The following is a 13768-nucleotide window of genomic DNA, read 5'->3' on the forward strand; positions in this document are numbered from 1 at the left end:
CAGGCCCGGCTCGGCGCGGCGCTCACCCGGCTCGCGGCCATGCCGGTGCGACGGCTGCTGGCGCGGCCGGAGCTGCCCGCCCGCGAGGCTCTCGCCGCGCGCGGTGTGCCCGCCCGCACCGTGGACGGCTTCCTGCGTCCGCTGCTCGCGGCGCTGCTGTGCGACCCGGAGCTGACGACGTCCAGCCGGTGCGCGGATCTCGCGCTGCGCTCGTTCGCGGGCGGGCGGCTGTGCGTGCCGGAGGGCGGTGCCGAGATGCTGCCGGAGCTGCTGAGGCGGGCGCTGCCGCCGGGCACCGTGCACACCGGGGTCCGGGTCACCTCCGTCTCCACCAACGCGGTGGCCACCGCCGAGCACGGTGAGATCCGCTGCCGTGCGGTGCTGCTGGCGACCGACGCGCGGGCCGCCGCCGAGCTGCTGCCGGGCTTGCGCGTCCCGGACTTCCACCAGCTGACGGTGGTCCACCACTCGGCGGACGAGGCGCCGGCGACGGGCGCCTCGCTGCTCCTGGACGCCGACCGCGGCGGTCCGGTCGCCCACACGGCGGTGGTCAGCGCGGTGGACCCGAGCCGGGCCCCCGCGGGCCGGGCCCTGATCTCCTCCACGGTCCTGGGACCGCCCCCGGCCGACCTCGACACCGCCGTCCGCATGCACCTGTCGCGGCTCTACGGCACCTCGACCCGCCGCTGGGAGACCCTCGCCGTGCACCACACCGCGGAGGCCGTCCCGGCCATGCGCCCGCCCCACGACCTGCGCCGCCCGGTGCGCCTGCTGGCCGGCCTGTACGTGTGCGGCGACCACCGGGACACCAGCACGGTCCAGGGAGCCCTGCACTCGGCCCACCGAGCGACGACGGCGATCCTGAAGGACCTCGGAGCAACCCTGTCACTCAACAGGTCCGACCCCCTCCCCACACCCCAGGCCGCCTAGCAAGCGCCCCGAAGTTTCCCCGCGCCCATCACGCCGCCGCACCGAACGCGCCCCGAAAGGGGCGCGGGGAACTGCGCGACCGGCCACGACGGCGCCGCACCCGGCACGTCACCCCCGCCGTCACGGCGATCCCCCCGCCCCGCCCGCGGCCCCTCAGCCCAGCGCAGCGACCTTGTCGCGGTACCCCCGTACCTGCGCCGAGTCCTTGTACGGCTCCAGCCGGCGCTCGAAGTCCCTGACGTACTCCGTGGCCCGCACAGACCGCATCTCCGCCGCCGCACCCGCCGCCTCCGCCCCGAGCGCGCAGGCCTGGTCCAGCTCACCCAGGCCGAGCCGGGCGGAGGCCAGCACCACGCGGCAGAACAGCCGGCTGCGGGCGTACGCGGGCCCCCGCAATTGCAGCGAGCGTTCCGCGTGCTGCGCCGCCGCCCGGAACTGCTGCAGGTCCCGGTGCGCGTGCCCGAACTCGTCGGCGAGCTGCGCCTCGTCGAAGAACCGCGCCCAGTACGGCACGTCGTCCCCCGAGCGGGCCGCCTCCAGCGCGCGCTCGGCCCGCACCAGCGAGGCCGTGCAGTTGCGCACCTCGCCGAGCACGCCGTGCCCGCGCGCCTCGGCCGCGTGCAGCAGCGCCTGCACGACCGGCGGGGCGCTGGTGCCGGCGCCCTGCTGGGCCACCCGCGCCAGTTGCACCGCCTCGCGCCCGTGCCCGAGGTAGACGGCCTGCCGGCTCATGGTGACCAGGACGTACGCCCCGTACACCCGGTCCCCCGCCGCCTGCGCGAGCCGCAGCGACTGCACGAAGTACCGCTGGGCCAGCCCGTGGGCGGCGATGTCGTACGACGTCCAGCCCGCGAGCCGGGTCAGGTCGGCGGCGGCCGCGAACAGCTTGCGGCCGGTCTGCTCGCCGTAGGCGCCGCGCAGCATCGGCTCGCACTCGTGCTCCAGGTAGCGCACGAGGGCCTGGCGGGCGTGCCCGCCGCCGTACATGTTGTCGAGGGTGCGGAACAGCTCGCCGACCGAGCGCAGGGCGGCGATGTCGCCGCCGGTGACCCGCTGGCCGGGCCCGCGTTCGCCCTGGCCGCGCTGGCGCGGGACGCCCGGGCGTCCCTGGACCGGGATCTTGGGGACGCCCGCCGCTCGGGCGGCGCCGGGCACGGCGGGCGGCTGCTCGCCGCGGGCGACGCGGTCGTCGGCCCGGCCGATCAGCCAGTCCCGGCTGGGCACCACCAGCCCGGCCGGCGTGAAGGCGATCTTGCGCAGCTCGGCGTGCGAGCCGGAGTCCTTGCGCCACAGGCCGCTGACGATGTCGACGGCCTCCTCGGGGGTGGAGGCGAACTCCAGCCCGGCGTACACCGGCGCGCAGGCGTCGAGCCCGAGGTCCTGGGCGGTGAGCCTGCGCCCCAGGCGCCGGGTGAAGACCTCGGCGATGAGGGCGGGGGTGGTGCCGCGGGGCTGCTGTCCGCGCAGCCACCTGGTCACGGACGTCTTGTCGTATCTGAGGTCAAGCCCGTGTTCGAGACCTAGCTGGTCCACGCGCCGGGCGAGCCCCGCGTTGGAGAACCCCGCTTCTGCGATGAGCGCGGCGAGCTGTCGATTGGGAGTGCGCTGCGCGGGTCGTTCCGTCATCTGCGGTGCGGTCTCCTGCCTTTCGGGCCTACCCCGGGGCCGACCTGGCCGCCGAGGTGCCCGGATTGCCTGTGAGCAGCCCTTATGGCCTCTGTGAACGGCGCGAATGTAGCGGAGAGTGAGCATGCCGTCGCACACTTCCCCGTTCGTTCATCCGATCGTGTGAGGATTGGCCGCACGGCTGACGCGCGACGGCCAGTCGTACAGTGGCGTAGGCACGTTTCGTGCCTTACGACTTGCAGGGAGGCGCTTGCCGTGAGTGAGCTGCGGTTCGTCCGCATGGGGTTCGGCACCGAGGCCGTGGACTACCAGGTGGCGTGGGACGAGCAGCGCCGGGTGCACGCGGCGCGGTTCGCGGACGAGGTCCCCGACACCGTGATCCTGCTGGAGCATCCGCCGGTCTACACGGCGGGCCGGCGCACGGCGGACAACGAGCGGCCCCTCGACGGCACCCCCGTCATCGACGTCGACCGCGGCGGCAAGATCACCTGGCACGGGCCGGGCCAGCTGGTGGGCTACCCCATCCAGAAGCTGCCGCGCCCGGTGGACGTCGTCGCGCACGTGCGCCGTCTCGAGGAGGCGCTGATCCGCACGTGCGCGGAGTTCGGCGTCGAGACCACGCGCGTCGAGGGCCGCAGCGGGGTGTGGGTGCTCGGCGACCCCGTCGAGCAGCGGCCGGCGCTGGGCAGCCTGTCCCTCGACTTCGACCCCCGGCTGACCGACGAGGAGTTCGACCCCCGTCTGAACGGCCCCGAGTACGCTCCGTCCAACGCCGGCCAGCGCCGCGAGGACCGCAAGATCGCCGCGATCGGCATCCGGGTGGCCAAGGGCGTCACGATGCACGGCTTCGCGCTGAACGTGAACCCCGACAACAAGTGGTTCGACCGGATCATCCCGTGCGGCATCCGCGACGCCGGAGTCGCCTCGCTGGCGGGCGAACTGGGCCGGGACATCACCATCGCCGAGGTGCTGCCCGTGGTGGAGCGGCACCTGAAGGACGTACTGGAGAACGCCGAGCCGAAGCCGCGCCTCATCGAGAAGGCGTCGGCATGACTCCTGACCGGCACTGACGCCAGGCATTCGAATCAACGGGCGTACGCTTGAGCACGCCGAAGAATCAATCGCTAGGAGCCCATCGTGTCCGCAGTCGCACCCGACGGACGCAAGATGCTGCGCCTGGAGGTCCGCAACAGCCAGACCCCCATCGAGCGCAAGCCCGAGTGGATCAAGACCCGGGCGAAAATGGGTCCCGAGTACACGAAGATGCAGAACCTCGTGAAGAGCGAGGGGCTGCACACCGTGTGCCAGGAGGCGGGCTGCCCCAACATCTACGAGTGCTGGGAGGACCGCGAGGCGACCTTCCTCATCGGCGGCGACCAGTGCACCCGGCGCTGCGACTTCTGCCAGATCGACACCGGCAAGCCCGAGGCCCTGGACCGCGACGAGCCGCGGCGCGTCGGTGAGTCCGTGGTCACGATGGACCTGAACTACGCCACCATCACCGGCGTCGCCCGCGACGACCTGGAGGACGGCGGCGCCTGGCTGTACGCCGAGACCGTGCGCCAGATCCACGCGCAGACCGCGAACCGCGAGGGCGGCCACACCAAGGTCGAGCTCCTCGCCCCCGACTTCAACGCGGTCCCCGAGCAGCTCGCCGAGGTCTTCTCCTCCCGCCCCGAGGTCTTCGCGCACAACGTCGAGACGGTGCCGCGGATCTTCAAGCGCATCCGCCCCGGCTTCCGCTACGAGCGCTCGCTGAAGGTCATCACCGAGGCCCGGGACGTCGGCCTGGTCACCAAGTCGAACCTCATCCTCGGCATGGGCGAGACCCGCGAGGAGGTCAGCGACGCGCTGCGGCAGCTGCACGACGCCGGCTGCGAGCTGGTCACCATCACGCAGTACCTGCGTCCGTCGGTGCGCCACCACCCCGTGGAGCGCTGGGTCAAGCCGCAGGAGTTCGTGGAGCTGAAGGAGGAGGCCGAGCAGATCGGCTTCTCCGGTGTGATGTCCGGCCCGCTGGTCCGGTCCTCCTACCGCGCCGGGCGGCTGTACCAGATGGCCGTCGAGAAGCGCGGTGCGTACATCGCCTCGCAGGCGGTGTGATGGCACGCAGTGCCACGCTAAACGTGTGAATCTGCGCACAAGCAACTACCGCCGGGTAGTGGCCGATTGACGCGGTCCCGGACGTCCTCGCAGTTGAGGACGGCATCGGGGCCGCGTCGGCGTTTAACTGGCGCGAATCGGGGTTTCATCGGTGTTTGACCGGTCGGTCACGCCCTGGTAACACCAATCAGTGACCCTGGCTGTACACCCCGTGCACCACTCACCTGAGCCGTCAGTCTCGAGGGGGACTCCCATCATGCAGGCCGCGCCCGTTCGCGCCACCGCCATCCCGTCGTTCACCGATGCACTCCGTGCCGTCGAGTCGCTGCTGATGAGCAGCGGCCAGCGCACCGCCCGGCGCAACGCGTGGACCTCCGTCCTGGAGGACCGCCGCCGCGCCAAGGACCGGGTCGAGGCGCAGCGCGTCCTCGACCAGACCACGACCGTCCGCCCCTGACACCTCGCGATCCCTTCCCGCCGGGCACCGCCGTCGTCGGCGCTCCCGGGGCCACGTAGACTTCGTGGCATGGCGAGGAAGGACACGGCAGCAGACGCTGCGAACTCCGGGCGACTGAAGCAGATCGTCCTGACCTACAAGATGACCCGCAAGGCCGACAAGAAGATCGGTCTTGTACTCGCGGCTGTCGGCATCAGCATCCTCGGTGTCTTCCTCGCGATCGGTTTCTTGATCGGTCACCCCATCTATCTCGGCATCCTGGGTCTGTTCCTCGCCCTCCTCACGATGGCCATCGTGTTCGGGCGACGGGCCGAGCGTGCCGCCTTCGGGCAGATGGAGGGCCAGCCGGGCGCCGCTGCGGCCGTGCTGGACAACATCGGCAGGGGCTGGACGACGACTCCGGCGGTGGCGATGAACCGCAGCCAGGACGTCGTGCACCGGGCCGTCGGCAAGGCCGGCATCGTCCTGGTCGCCGAGGGCAACCCGAACCGGGTGAAGACCCTGCTGGCCGCCGAGAAGCGGAAGATGAACCGCATCGTCGCGGACGTGCCGGTGCACGATCTCATCGTCGGCACGGGCGAGGGCCAGATCCCGCTGAAGAAGCTGCGCACGGCCATGCTCAAGCTGCCGCGCGTGCTCACCGGCCCGCAGGTGACCGCCACCACCGACCGGCTGCGCGCGATGGGCGACCTGATGAGCAACATGCCGCTGCCCAAGGGCCCGATGCCGAAGGGCATGAAGCTGCCGAAGGGCGGACCGAAGGCCCGTTGATCTCCCTCTGTGCCGAAGGGGCGCCCGCGGATGCCGCGGGCGCCCCTTCGCGTGTACGGCGGTTCAGGCGCGGACCTCGACCGTGCGGGCCAGCTTGTCGTGCAGGCCGCGGCCGTCGCGGTCCCAGATCAGGGCCGGGAGCGCGACGCACAGCAGGGCCGTGCGCAGCAGGCCGCGCGGGAAGCTGGGGCGGCCCGTGCCGAGGGCGACCACACGCAGACCGAACAGGCGCTTGCCGGGCGTGAAGCCGATGGTGCCCACGGTCAGCACACCCAGGACGAAGAAGACCAGAAGCGCCCAGTTACCGGTCGACTGCGGATGGTATCCGTGCGTGATGAGACCGTATGCGATCAACAGGCACAGCCCCCAGTCGACGGCCAGGGCACCGAACCTGCGGCCGGGGCGGGCGATCGAACCGGGCCCCTCCTCCGGCAGGCCGAGCTGCTCACCGCGGTATCCGAAGTCCACACCGGCTTCCTCGGCGGCCGCGCGGGGGCCGGAGAGCCACGATCCAACTGCTTCCCTCTTGTCCACCCGTCCACGGTACTGCCAGCGTTTCGGGATACGGACAGGTGGGGTCAACCGGACGACGTCCGGTTAACTTGTGCGAAACAAATGGGTCACGCCCGAGAAATCACCCATCCCTAGGGTCGAGAACAGCGTGTGCCACCGCACTGGCCGCACGAACGAACTACCACCCCGGCAGGCGGTCGGGAGTAGGAGGAGCTGGATGTTCCAGAACGCCGACGAGGCCAAGAAGTTCATCGCGGACGAGGACGTCAAGTTCGTCGACGTCCGCTTCTGCGACCTGCCGGGCGTCATGCAGCACTTCACGGTGCCCGTCGAGGCGTTCGACCCGGACGAGGAGCTCGCCTTCGACGGATCGTCGATCCGTGGTTTCCAGGCGATCCACGAGTCCGACATGGCGCTGCGCGCGGACCTGTCGACCGCCCGGGTCGACCCCTTCCGCCGGGACAAGACGCTCAACATCAACTTCTTCATCCACGACCCGATCACGGGCGAGCAGTACTCCCGTGACCCGCGCAACGTGGCGAAGAAGGCCGAGGCCTACCTCGCCTCCACCGGTATCGCGGACACCGCGTACTTCGGCCCCGAGGCCGAGTTCTACGTCTTCGACAGCGTCCGCTTCTCCACCTCGGCGAACGAGAGCTTCTACCACATCGACTCCGAGGCCGGCGCCTGGAACACCGGTGCGGTCGAGAACAACCGTGGTTACAAGGTCCGCTACAAGGGCGGTTACTTCCCGGTCGCACCGGTCGACCACTTCGCCGACCTGCGCGCCGAGATCTCCCTGGAGCTGGAGCGGTCCGGCCTGAAGGTCGAGCGCCAGCACCACGAGGTGGGCACCGCCGGCCAGGCCGAGATCAACTACAAGTTCAACACGCTGCTCGCCGCCGCCGACGACCTCCAGCTCTTCAAGTACATCGTGAAGAACGTCGCCTGGCGCAACGGCAAGACCGCGACCTTCATGCCGAAGCCGATCTTCGGCGACAACGGCTCGGGCATGCACGTGCACCAGTCGCTGTGGAGCAACGGCGACCCGCTGTTCTACGACGAGGCCGGCTACGCGGGCCTGTCGGACACCGCCCGCTACTACATCGGCGGCATCCTCAAGCACGCGCCGTCGCTGCTGGCCTTCACCAACCCGACGGTGAACTCCTACCACCGCCTGGTGCCGGGCTTCGAGGCCCCGATCAACCTGGTGTACTCGCAGCGCAACCGCTCCGCGGCCATGCGCATCCCGATCACCGGCTCGAACCCGAAGGCCAAGCGCGTCGAGTTCCGCGCGCCCGACTCCTCCGGCAACCCGTACCTGGCCTTCTCCGCGCTGCTGCTCGCGGGCCTGGACGGCATCAAGAACAAGATCGAGCCGGCCGAGCCGATCGACAAGGACCTCTACGAGCTCGCTCCCGAGGAGCACGCCAACGTCGCGCAGGTCCCGACCTCGCTCCCGGCCGTCCTCGACTCCCTGGAGCGCGACCACGAGTTCCTGCTCGCCGGTGACGTCTTCACGTCCGATCTGATCGAGACATGGATCGACTTCAAGCGCGCGAACGAGATCGCCCCGCTGCAGCTGCGTCCGCACCCGCACGAGTTCGAGCTCTACTTCGACGTGTGATGTGGCCCCAGGGCGGAGCGGATCTCCGCTCCCCCGGGCCGTAGGCAAGGCCGTCGGCCGTGTCCTTCCTCACCGGAAGGACACGGCCGACGGCCTTTTTCGCCGGTCAGCGTACGTCGACGTAGTCGCCGGCGGCGGTGGCCGGCGACGTGGTGGACGTGCCGGCGAAGGACCAGCGCCAGTAGCCGTCCGCGGCCGCCGTGACCGTCGTCGAGAGGTTGCCCGTCGAGTTGCTGTAGACCGTCTTGAGGGTCGTGTACGTGCTGGTGCCCGCCTTGCGGAACTGCAGCTTCACCGGCTGGTTCGTGTAACCGGCGTAGACGCGCCGGTCCCAGTTGGCGCGGGCCAGCTTGCCCGTGACGGTGATCGCCTTGCCCTTGGTGACCGGCTCGGGGCCGGCGTTGACGCTGAGCGTGCCGCGGCGCAGGACCGGGTGCTTGGGGGCGCCGTCGTTGTTGTACAGGTCGCCGTCCTTGGACTGGAGCTGGACGGTCACGTCCCACTTGCCGGCGAGGGTGTTGCGGGGCACGCCCCAGCCCGAGTCGAGCTTGAAGGCGAGCTTGCAGGTGGAGGTGGTGGCGCTGACCGCGGTGCAGGTCGGGGTGCCGTGGTACGACCAGTAGTCGTCGCCGACCTCCCGGTCGATCCCGAGGAACGCGAGGTCCTTGCTGATCCCCGAGTCGTCCGAGGCGGTCACGGAGATGGTGAACGACTCGCTCTGGGAGGTGCCGAGGACGATCGGCTTGCCCCCGTTCACGGACAGCTTCTGGATCACCACGCCGGTCTCCGTCGCCCAGGCGGGCGGCGCGAGGGCGGCGGAGGCGGAGAGCGCCAGGGCGCCGGCGAGGGCGGCACCCATGGATTTCATGCGCATGAATCCCCAAATGTTCGGGCCCGCCGCAGCCGTGAATCCCCACCCCGGCCGCGGGCATGGCAGGTGGGGCGAGGATACGTCATCCGCGCAGGTCAGACACGGTCGGGAGCTGCTTGGGTTTCCCGGGGCCGCGGCGCCGTCGTATGGTTTTCTGCACGGCTGTTCGACAGTGTCGCGGAACCGACGGGGAGATACGGGGATGTCCCAAACGGGGGACGAGGAGCGGGAGTTCGACATCAAGTGGGCCGACCGGGCGGAGTTCAAGGAACCCTCCGCGCGGGCCCGGATGCTGGCCGCGCGGTGGCGGGAGAACCCGCCCGAGCCGCAGCCCTTCCGTGCCGATCCGGGGCCGGTGGAGCCGCGGCGCTCCTCGTGGGTGTCGACGGCGATCGTCTTCGGGTGCGTGGCGGTGGTGATCGTGCTGTTGGGCTGGGTGCGGTTCCGGGCCCCGTACTAGGCAGGACCGCGGCCGGGGCGGGCAGGGCTCTCACAGGGACCTTTTGCAGCACCTAGGGCCGTTCGGGACCACTTCATGGGAGTGGGCGGGTGCACACTGGACAGCGGGACGAGTGCCTGACTGCGGGGTGAGGCAGATGCAGAGCCGCTTCCGGAGCGACCGGCGACTGACCGTGCGGATGACGGTCACCATGTTCCTGCTCGGATTGCTGTACGTGGGCTTCGTGGCCGCGCTGATCGTGCTGCTGAAGTCGTGGTTGCTCGTCGTGGTGCTGGTCGCCGCGATGTTCGTCGCACAGTTCTGGTTCTCCGACCGGATCGCGATGTTCGCCATGCGCGGGCGGGTCGTGGAGCGCGAGGAGTATCCCGAGCTGCACGCCGTGGTCGACCGGCTGTGCGCGATCGCCGACATGCCCAAGCCGGTGGTCGCCGTGTCCGAGATGGACATGCCCAACGCCTTCGCCACCGGCCGGAACCCGGATCACGCGGTGGTCTGCGTGACCACCGGGCTGCTGCGGCGGCTGGAGCCCGCCGAACTGGAGGGCGTCCTCGCGCACGAGCTGTCGCACGTGGCGCACAAGGACGTCGCCGTGATCACGATCGCCTCGTTCCTCGGTGTGATCGCCGGGCTGATCGTGCGGTTCGCCTTCTACTCGCAGCTGTTCGGCGGAGGACGCCGGGACCAGAACACCGCCGCCGTCTTCGCCGCCGTGATGGCGGTGTCGGCCGCGGTGTACGCGATCAGCTTCGTGCTGATCAGGGCGCTGTCCCGGTACCGGGAGCTGGCCGCGGACCGCGCGGCGGCGCTGCTGACCGGGCGGCCCTCCGTGCTGGCGTCGGCGCTGACCAAGGTCACCGGCGACATCGCCCGGATCCCGACCAAGGACCTGCGCACCGCCCAGGCCTTCAACGCCTTCTACTTCACGCCGGCCACCGGCAAGGAGCCCGGCATCGAGCGGTTCTTCTCCACCCACCCGACGCTCGAGCAGCGTCTGGACCAACTGGGCCGGATCTCCGCCGAACTGGGCGAGGCGGCGGCCCCCGGAACCTCCGAAACCCCCGGAAAGGCGTGATGCATGGGGCTCCTGGACATCCTCCTCGGCCGCACGAAGCCGGCCCTGCCCGATCTGGACCGGCTCTTCGCGCTGCCGTCGGCGGCCATCACCCTGGAGGCCGCGGCCGGTTTCACGCCGACCGGCACCGGGGCGGTGTGCTTCGCGACGGTCGAGGGCGCCGCCTTCGAGCAGACGCACCGGGAGGTCCAGGCCCTGCTGGACGCGGACGCCGACCGATGGGGGTCCGCCCGCCCGAGCGACGCCGAGGGTGAGGCACGGGCCCCGGTGGAACTGAGCCAGGACAAGTACGGCTACTCCTGGCTGGTCTCGCGCCGCTCCCCCGACCAGCTGTCCGACCTGGTCAACGACCTGCACGCGGTGAACAGTTCGATGGAGGTCAACGGCTTCGGACCGCAACTGCTGTGCTCCCTGGCCTCCTTCGAGGGCGAGGGCGGCAAGCGGCTCGCGCTGGTCTACCTCTACAAGCGGGGCACGTTCTACCCGTTCGCGCCGCTGCCCGGCGACGGACAGCGGCGCGACAACGCACTGGAACTGCAGGTGAAGGCGGCGCTCGCCGACGACCTGCGGATGGAGCAGGATCTGAGCCGGTGGTTCCCGGTCTGGGGCGCGCCCGGCCTGTGATCCCTCACTTGGCGCGGTCCTGGCGGCGCGCCTGAAGGGGGCGCTCGCGGCGGTAGCGGCGCTCCCACTTGGCCTGCTGGTCACGGCGCTTGCGGTACGCCTGGTAGGTGGCCGGCGCCGATCCGGACGAGCCGCCCCCGCCCGACGTCGACGACGACGCGTCGCGGCCGTACTGCAGGTACAGGAACAGCACGCCGGCGGCGGCCAGCCACCAGACGTGGTTTCCGAATCCCAGGAGGACCAGCACTACGGTCCCGGCGATCAAGATGGTGCCCATCACGGGCCTCCGTGAACGTGGGTCGATGAAGCGTTCTGGATGCCGACGGGGCGCTGGGGGACGGGCGCCCGGCCGTCGGTGCGTAGAGAGTAGCCCTGAGACCGCAGGGTGATGCCTGTCCTGCGGCAAGCGGTGGTGAGCAGCTCCGTTCCGCGTGTCCAGCGTAGAAAGCCGGTCACCCTGCGTGCATCCCGTTTTCGCCGGCTACCCCCGCGGGGGCAGCTTCAGGCGGCGGTCCACGACGTCCTGGGCCACGTCCGTCAGCCGGCGGCGGTGGGAGCGGGCGTGGGAGCGCAGCAGCTGGAAGGCCTCGTCCACGGAGATGGACAGACTGGCCGCGAGGGTGCCCTTGGCCTGTTCGATGACGATGCGGCTGGTCAGGGCCTGGCCGAGCTGGTCGGCGAGGGCACGGCTCTCGGCCAGGCGGCGCTCCCGGTCCAGGGTCCAGCCGACGACGTCGGTGAGGGACTGGCCGAGCTCCAGCAGCCCGGGGCGCAGCGGGGTGGGTCCGGGGCCCAGCAGCGCCAGGGCGCCCCGGGTGTCGGCGCCGACCCGCAGGGGGACGGCGGCCGCGCGGCCGTAGCCCAGTTCCCGGGCGCGGCGCGCGTAGCGCGGCCAGTCGCGGCGGGCCCGGTCGCCGTCCAGGTCGGTGTCCGGTACCGGGCGGCCGGTGCGGCGGGCCTCGGGGCCGGGGCCCTCGTCCCAGTCGACGGCGTCCCGGGCCAGGTCGATCAGCTCCTCACCGGTGCCGGCCACCTGCGCCGAGGCCTGGCCGTCGGGGAAGTACAGGACGTTCGCGGCACAGTCGCCGAACAGCTCGGTTCCGTGCTCGGCGAGGGCCCACAGGAGGCCGGTGAGGTCGGCCGGCTCGGCGACCGGGCTCGCGGCCAGCTCGACGAACGCCTTCGCCAGCCGCTGCTGTGACACGGGCTTGGTCATCGGTCTCCCACCTCTTGGCCGTTCGCACTGCGAGCGACGACCTCCGCGGCCGCGCTCTTCGCCCGCCAGTCTTGCCTGTTCCGGCTCCGGTGTCCGGTTCCTCAGCCGAGTCGCAGCTCTCCCTCCACGATGCGCTCCGCCACCCGGTGCGCCGGGACGCCCTCGCCGAAGGCGTGCGCCCGGATCAGTTCCAGCGCGTCGGCCACCGGGCAGTCGAGCTGCACGGAGACCATCCCCGCGGCCTGGTGCACCCTGGCCCGCAGGTCGATGCCCTCGCACAGGTCGGCCACGCCGGCCGGGCCGAGGATCACCGAGCGGGTGAGGGCGTCGGCGATCTCGGCGAAGGCGCTCGTGCCCGCCACCCCGGGTGCCGGGTCGTAGACGGTGAGCGCTCCGACGCAGCTCCCGTCCATGCTGAGCGGTACGGCGGCCACCTCGGCGATGCCCAGTTCGCCCACGGCGGGGCCGTAGCCGGGCCAGCGCCGCGCCAGCGCGTCGCCGGTCGCCGTCACCGGGCCGACCGTGCTCGTCGCGTCCCGGGCGGGGCCCTCGCCGAGCAGGAACTCCAGCTCCTGGGCGGCCCGTGAGGGCTCGTCCGAGGCGGCCAGGGCCAGGTCCGCGAACTCCGTCCCGACCAGGGTCAGGGCGGCGCCGCCGCTGCCGCAGGCCTTGGCGACACTGGTCATGAACAGCGGCCGTGGGCTGCCCGGCCGGCAGGCCCAGGCCATGAGCCTGCCGGCGAAGGCGTCCTGGAGCTCGGCGGCGGTCCGGTGACAGGCCGCCGTCGACCGGTGGACGGCGGCGATCCGCAGGTGGGCGTCGCGCAGGAACGGACTGGCGGACTCGCGGGCGAGGCGTTCGTGCCGGTCGGCGCGGCCGGCCTCGTGCGCGGAGCGCGCGCGTGCCGCGGCGGCCTTCCGCTCCGCGGAAGTCGGCGGGTGCGAGGCCTCGCTTGCGGTGGCCATACCGGAATCCTACGCCCCGGCCCCCGGCCCGGAGTCCGTCGTCCGGTCCTCCTCCATGAGCAGGACCACGCCGCCGTTGTGTCCGTCGAACGGGCTGCACTGCACCTGGCAGGTGATCGCCCGGCCCAGGCGGTTCACGGCCGGCACGGCCAGCGGAGCCCCGCGCCCGCCGGAGTCGACGCACCTCTGGATCGTCTCGCGCAGCTTCTCCGTGGGCAGGCCGAAGTCCAGGCCGTAGAAGGGCTGGTCGAGGACCTCGTCGGGACGCAGGCCCCAGAGGTCGACTGCGCCGCGGTTCCAGCTCTTGACCTTCAGGTTCTGGTCGAGGACGACGACTCCTGCGGCGATGGAGGTCAGCACGGCCTCCAGGAAGGTGCGTGCCTCGTCGAGTTCCTCGGTACGGACCCGCATCTCCTCGTTCATCGTCTCCAGTTCCTCGTTGCCGGACTGGAGCTCTTCGTTGGTGGTCTCCAACTCCTCGTTGGTGGACTGCAGTTCCTCGTTGGTGGTCTCCAGCTCCTCGATGCTCGACT

The 13768-nt window shown here is 71.3% G+C and carries 16 protein-coding genes; 9 read left to right on the forward strand and 7 right to left on the reverse strand.

The window, feature by feature from the left end; genetic code table 11:
- Nucleotides 1-930, forward strand: a 930-nt coding sequence (locus M8J74_RS41080; RefSeq protein WP_249841274.1) for an FAD-dependent oxidoreductase, incomplete at its 5' end; no start/stop codon positions are given.
- A gap of 153 nt (nucleotides 931-1083) precedes the next feature.
- Here the strand turns inward: M8J74_RS41080 and M8J74_RS41085 are convergent.
- On the reverse strand, nucleotides 1084-2556 hold the full coding sequence (locus M8J74_RS41085) for an NsdA family TPR-like regulatory protein (RefSeq protein ID WP_249841275.1): 1473 nt from the start codon (nucleotides 2554-2556) through the stop codon (nucleotides 1084-1086).
- 255 nt (nucleotides 2557-2811) lie between these two features.
- On the opposite strand from M8J74_RS41085, the gene lipB reads away from it, so the two are divergent.
- The 4 genes from lipB to M8J74_RS41105 all read left to right on the forward strand — a co-directional run bounded on the left by lipB (nucleotide 2812) and on the right by M8J74_RS41105 (nucleotide 5887).
- Nucleotides 2812-3609 carry a lipoyl(octanoyl) transferase LipB gene (gene lipB, locus M8J74_RS41090; RefSeq protein WP_249841276.1) on the forward strand — a complete coding sequence of 266 codons (798 nt, stop codon included), beginning with the start codon at nucleotides 2812-2814 and terminating at the stop codon, nucleotides 3607-3609.
- Nucleotides 3610-3693: 84 nt separating this feature from the next.
- Nucleotides 3694-4659 (forward strand): lipoyl synthase, encoded by a 966-nt coding sequence (lipA, locus tag M8J74_RS41095; RefSeq protein ID WP_058925735.1) that lies wholly within the window; start codon nucleotides 3694-3696, stop codon nucleotides 4657-4659.
- 256 nt (nucleotides 4660-4915) lie between these two features.
- Nucleotides 4916-5116, forward strand: a complete 201-nt coding sequence (locus M8J74_RS41100; RefSeq protein ID WP_058925734.1) for an SCO2195 family GlnR-regulated protein — start codon at nucleotides 4916-4918, stop codon at nucleotides 5114-5116.
- 69 nt (nucleotides 5117-5185) lie between these two features.
- Nucleotides 5186-5887 carry a DUF4191 domain-containing protein gene (locus tag M8J74_RS41105; RefSeq protein WP_249841277.1) on the forward strand — a complete coding sequence of 234 codons (702 nt, stop codon included), beginning with the start codon at nucleotides 5186-5188 and terminating at the stop codon, nucleotides 5885-5887.
- A 63-nt stretch (nucleotides 5888-5950) separates the two neighbouring features.
- Here the strand turns inward: M8J74_RS41105 and M8J74_RS41110 are convergent, their stop codons facing one another.
- The gene (locus M8J74_RS41110; RefSeq protein ID WP_249841278.1) at nucleotides 5951-6421 is read right to left on the reverse strand and encodes an RDD family protein; all 471 of its coding nucleotides are present in this window, start codon (nucleotides 6419-6421) and stop codon (nucleotides 5951-5953) included.
- A 196-nt stretch (nucleotides 6422-6617) separates the two neighbouring features.
- Here M8J74_RS41110 and glnA point away from each other — a divergent pair, with 196 nt between their 5' ends.
- Complete coding sequence (gene glnA, locus M8J74_RS41115) at nucleotides 6618-8027, forward strand: type I glutamate--ammonia ligase (RefSeq protein ID WP_058925731.1); 1410 nt, start codon at nucleotides 6618-6620, stop codon at nucleotides 8025-8027.
- Between the two features lie 106 nt (nucleotides 8028-8133).
- On the opposite strand, the gene M8J74_RS41120 is transcribed toward glnA, so the two are convergent.
- On the reverse strand, nucleotides 8134-8895 hold the full coding sequence (locus M8J74_RS41120) for a hypothetical protein (protein WP_308406185.1): 762 nt from the start codon (nucleotides 8893-8895) through the stop codon (nucleotides 8134-8136).
- 205 nt (nucleotides 8896-9100) lie between these two features.
- Here M8J74_RS41120 and M8J74_RS41125 point away from each other — a divergent pair, with 205 nt between their 5' ends.
- The 3 genes from M8J74_RS41125 (at nucleotide 9101) to pspAB (ending at nucleotide 11054) form a co-directional block, all read left to right on the forward strand.
- Nucleotides 9101-9358, forward strand: a complete 258-nt coding sequence (locus tag M8J74_RS41125) for an SCO2583/SCO2584 N-terminal domain-containing protein (protein WP_249841280.1) — start codon at nucleotides 9101-9103, stop codon at nucleotides 9356-9358.
- 136 nt (nucleotides 9359-9494) lie between these two features.
- Nucleotides 9495-10430 (forward strand): zinc metalloprotease HtpX, encoded by a 936-nt coding sequence (gene htpX, locus M8J74_RS41130; protein ID WP_249841281.1) that lies wholly within the window; start codon nucleotides 9495-9497, stop codon nucleotides 10428-10430.
- A gap of 3 nt (nucleotides 10431-10433) precedes the next feature.
- Complete coding sequence (gene pspAB, locus M8J74_RS41135) at nucleotides 10434-11054, forward strand: PspA-associated protein PspAB (RefSeq protein WP_249841282.1); 621 nt, start codon at nucleotides 10434-10436, stop codon at nucleotides 11052-11054.
- A 4-nt stretch (nucleotides 11055-11058) separates the two neighbouring features.
- Here pspAB and M8J74_RS41140 read toward each other — a convergent pair whose 3' ends face one another.
- The 4 genes from M8J74_RS41140 to M8J74_RS41155 all read right to left on the reverse strand — a co-directional run.
- Nucleotides 11059-11331, reverse strand: a complete 273-nt coding sequence (locus M8J74_RS41140) for a hypothetical protein (RefSeq protein WP_249841283.1) — start codon at nucleotides 11329-11331, stop codon at nucleotides 11059-11061.
- Between the two features lie 204 nt (nucleotides 11332-11535).
- Entirely contained in the window at nucleotides 11536-12270 is a 735-nt protein-coding gene (locus M8J74_RS41145; RefSeq protein WP_249841284.1) for a GAF and ANTAR domain-containing protein, read from the reverse strand.
- A gap of 101 nt (nucleotides 12271-12371) precedes the next feature.
- Nucleotides 12372-13235, reverse strand: a complete 864-nt coding sequence (locus M8J74_RS41150; RefSeq protein WP_249841285.1) for an ANTAR domain-containing protein — start codon at nucleotides 13233-13235, stop codon at nucleotides 12372-12374.
- A gap of 9 nt (nucleotides 13236-13244) precedes the next feature.
- The coding region (locus M8J74_RS41155) for a PAS domain S-box protein (protein WP_249841286.1) at nucleotides 13245-13768 on the reverse strand (524 nt) is incomplete at its 5' end.

The sequence above is a fragment of the Streptomyces panaciradicis genome (assembly GCF_023516615.1).
GTDB classification, from domain to species: Bacteria; Actinomycetota; Actinomycetes; order Streptomycetales; family Streptomycetaceae; genus Streptomyces; species Streptomyces panaciradicis.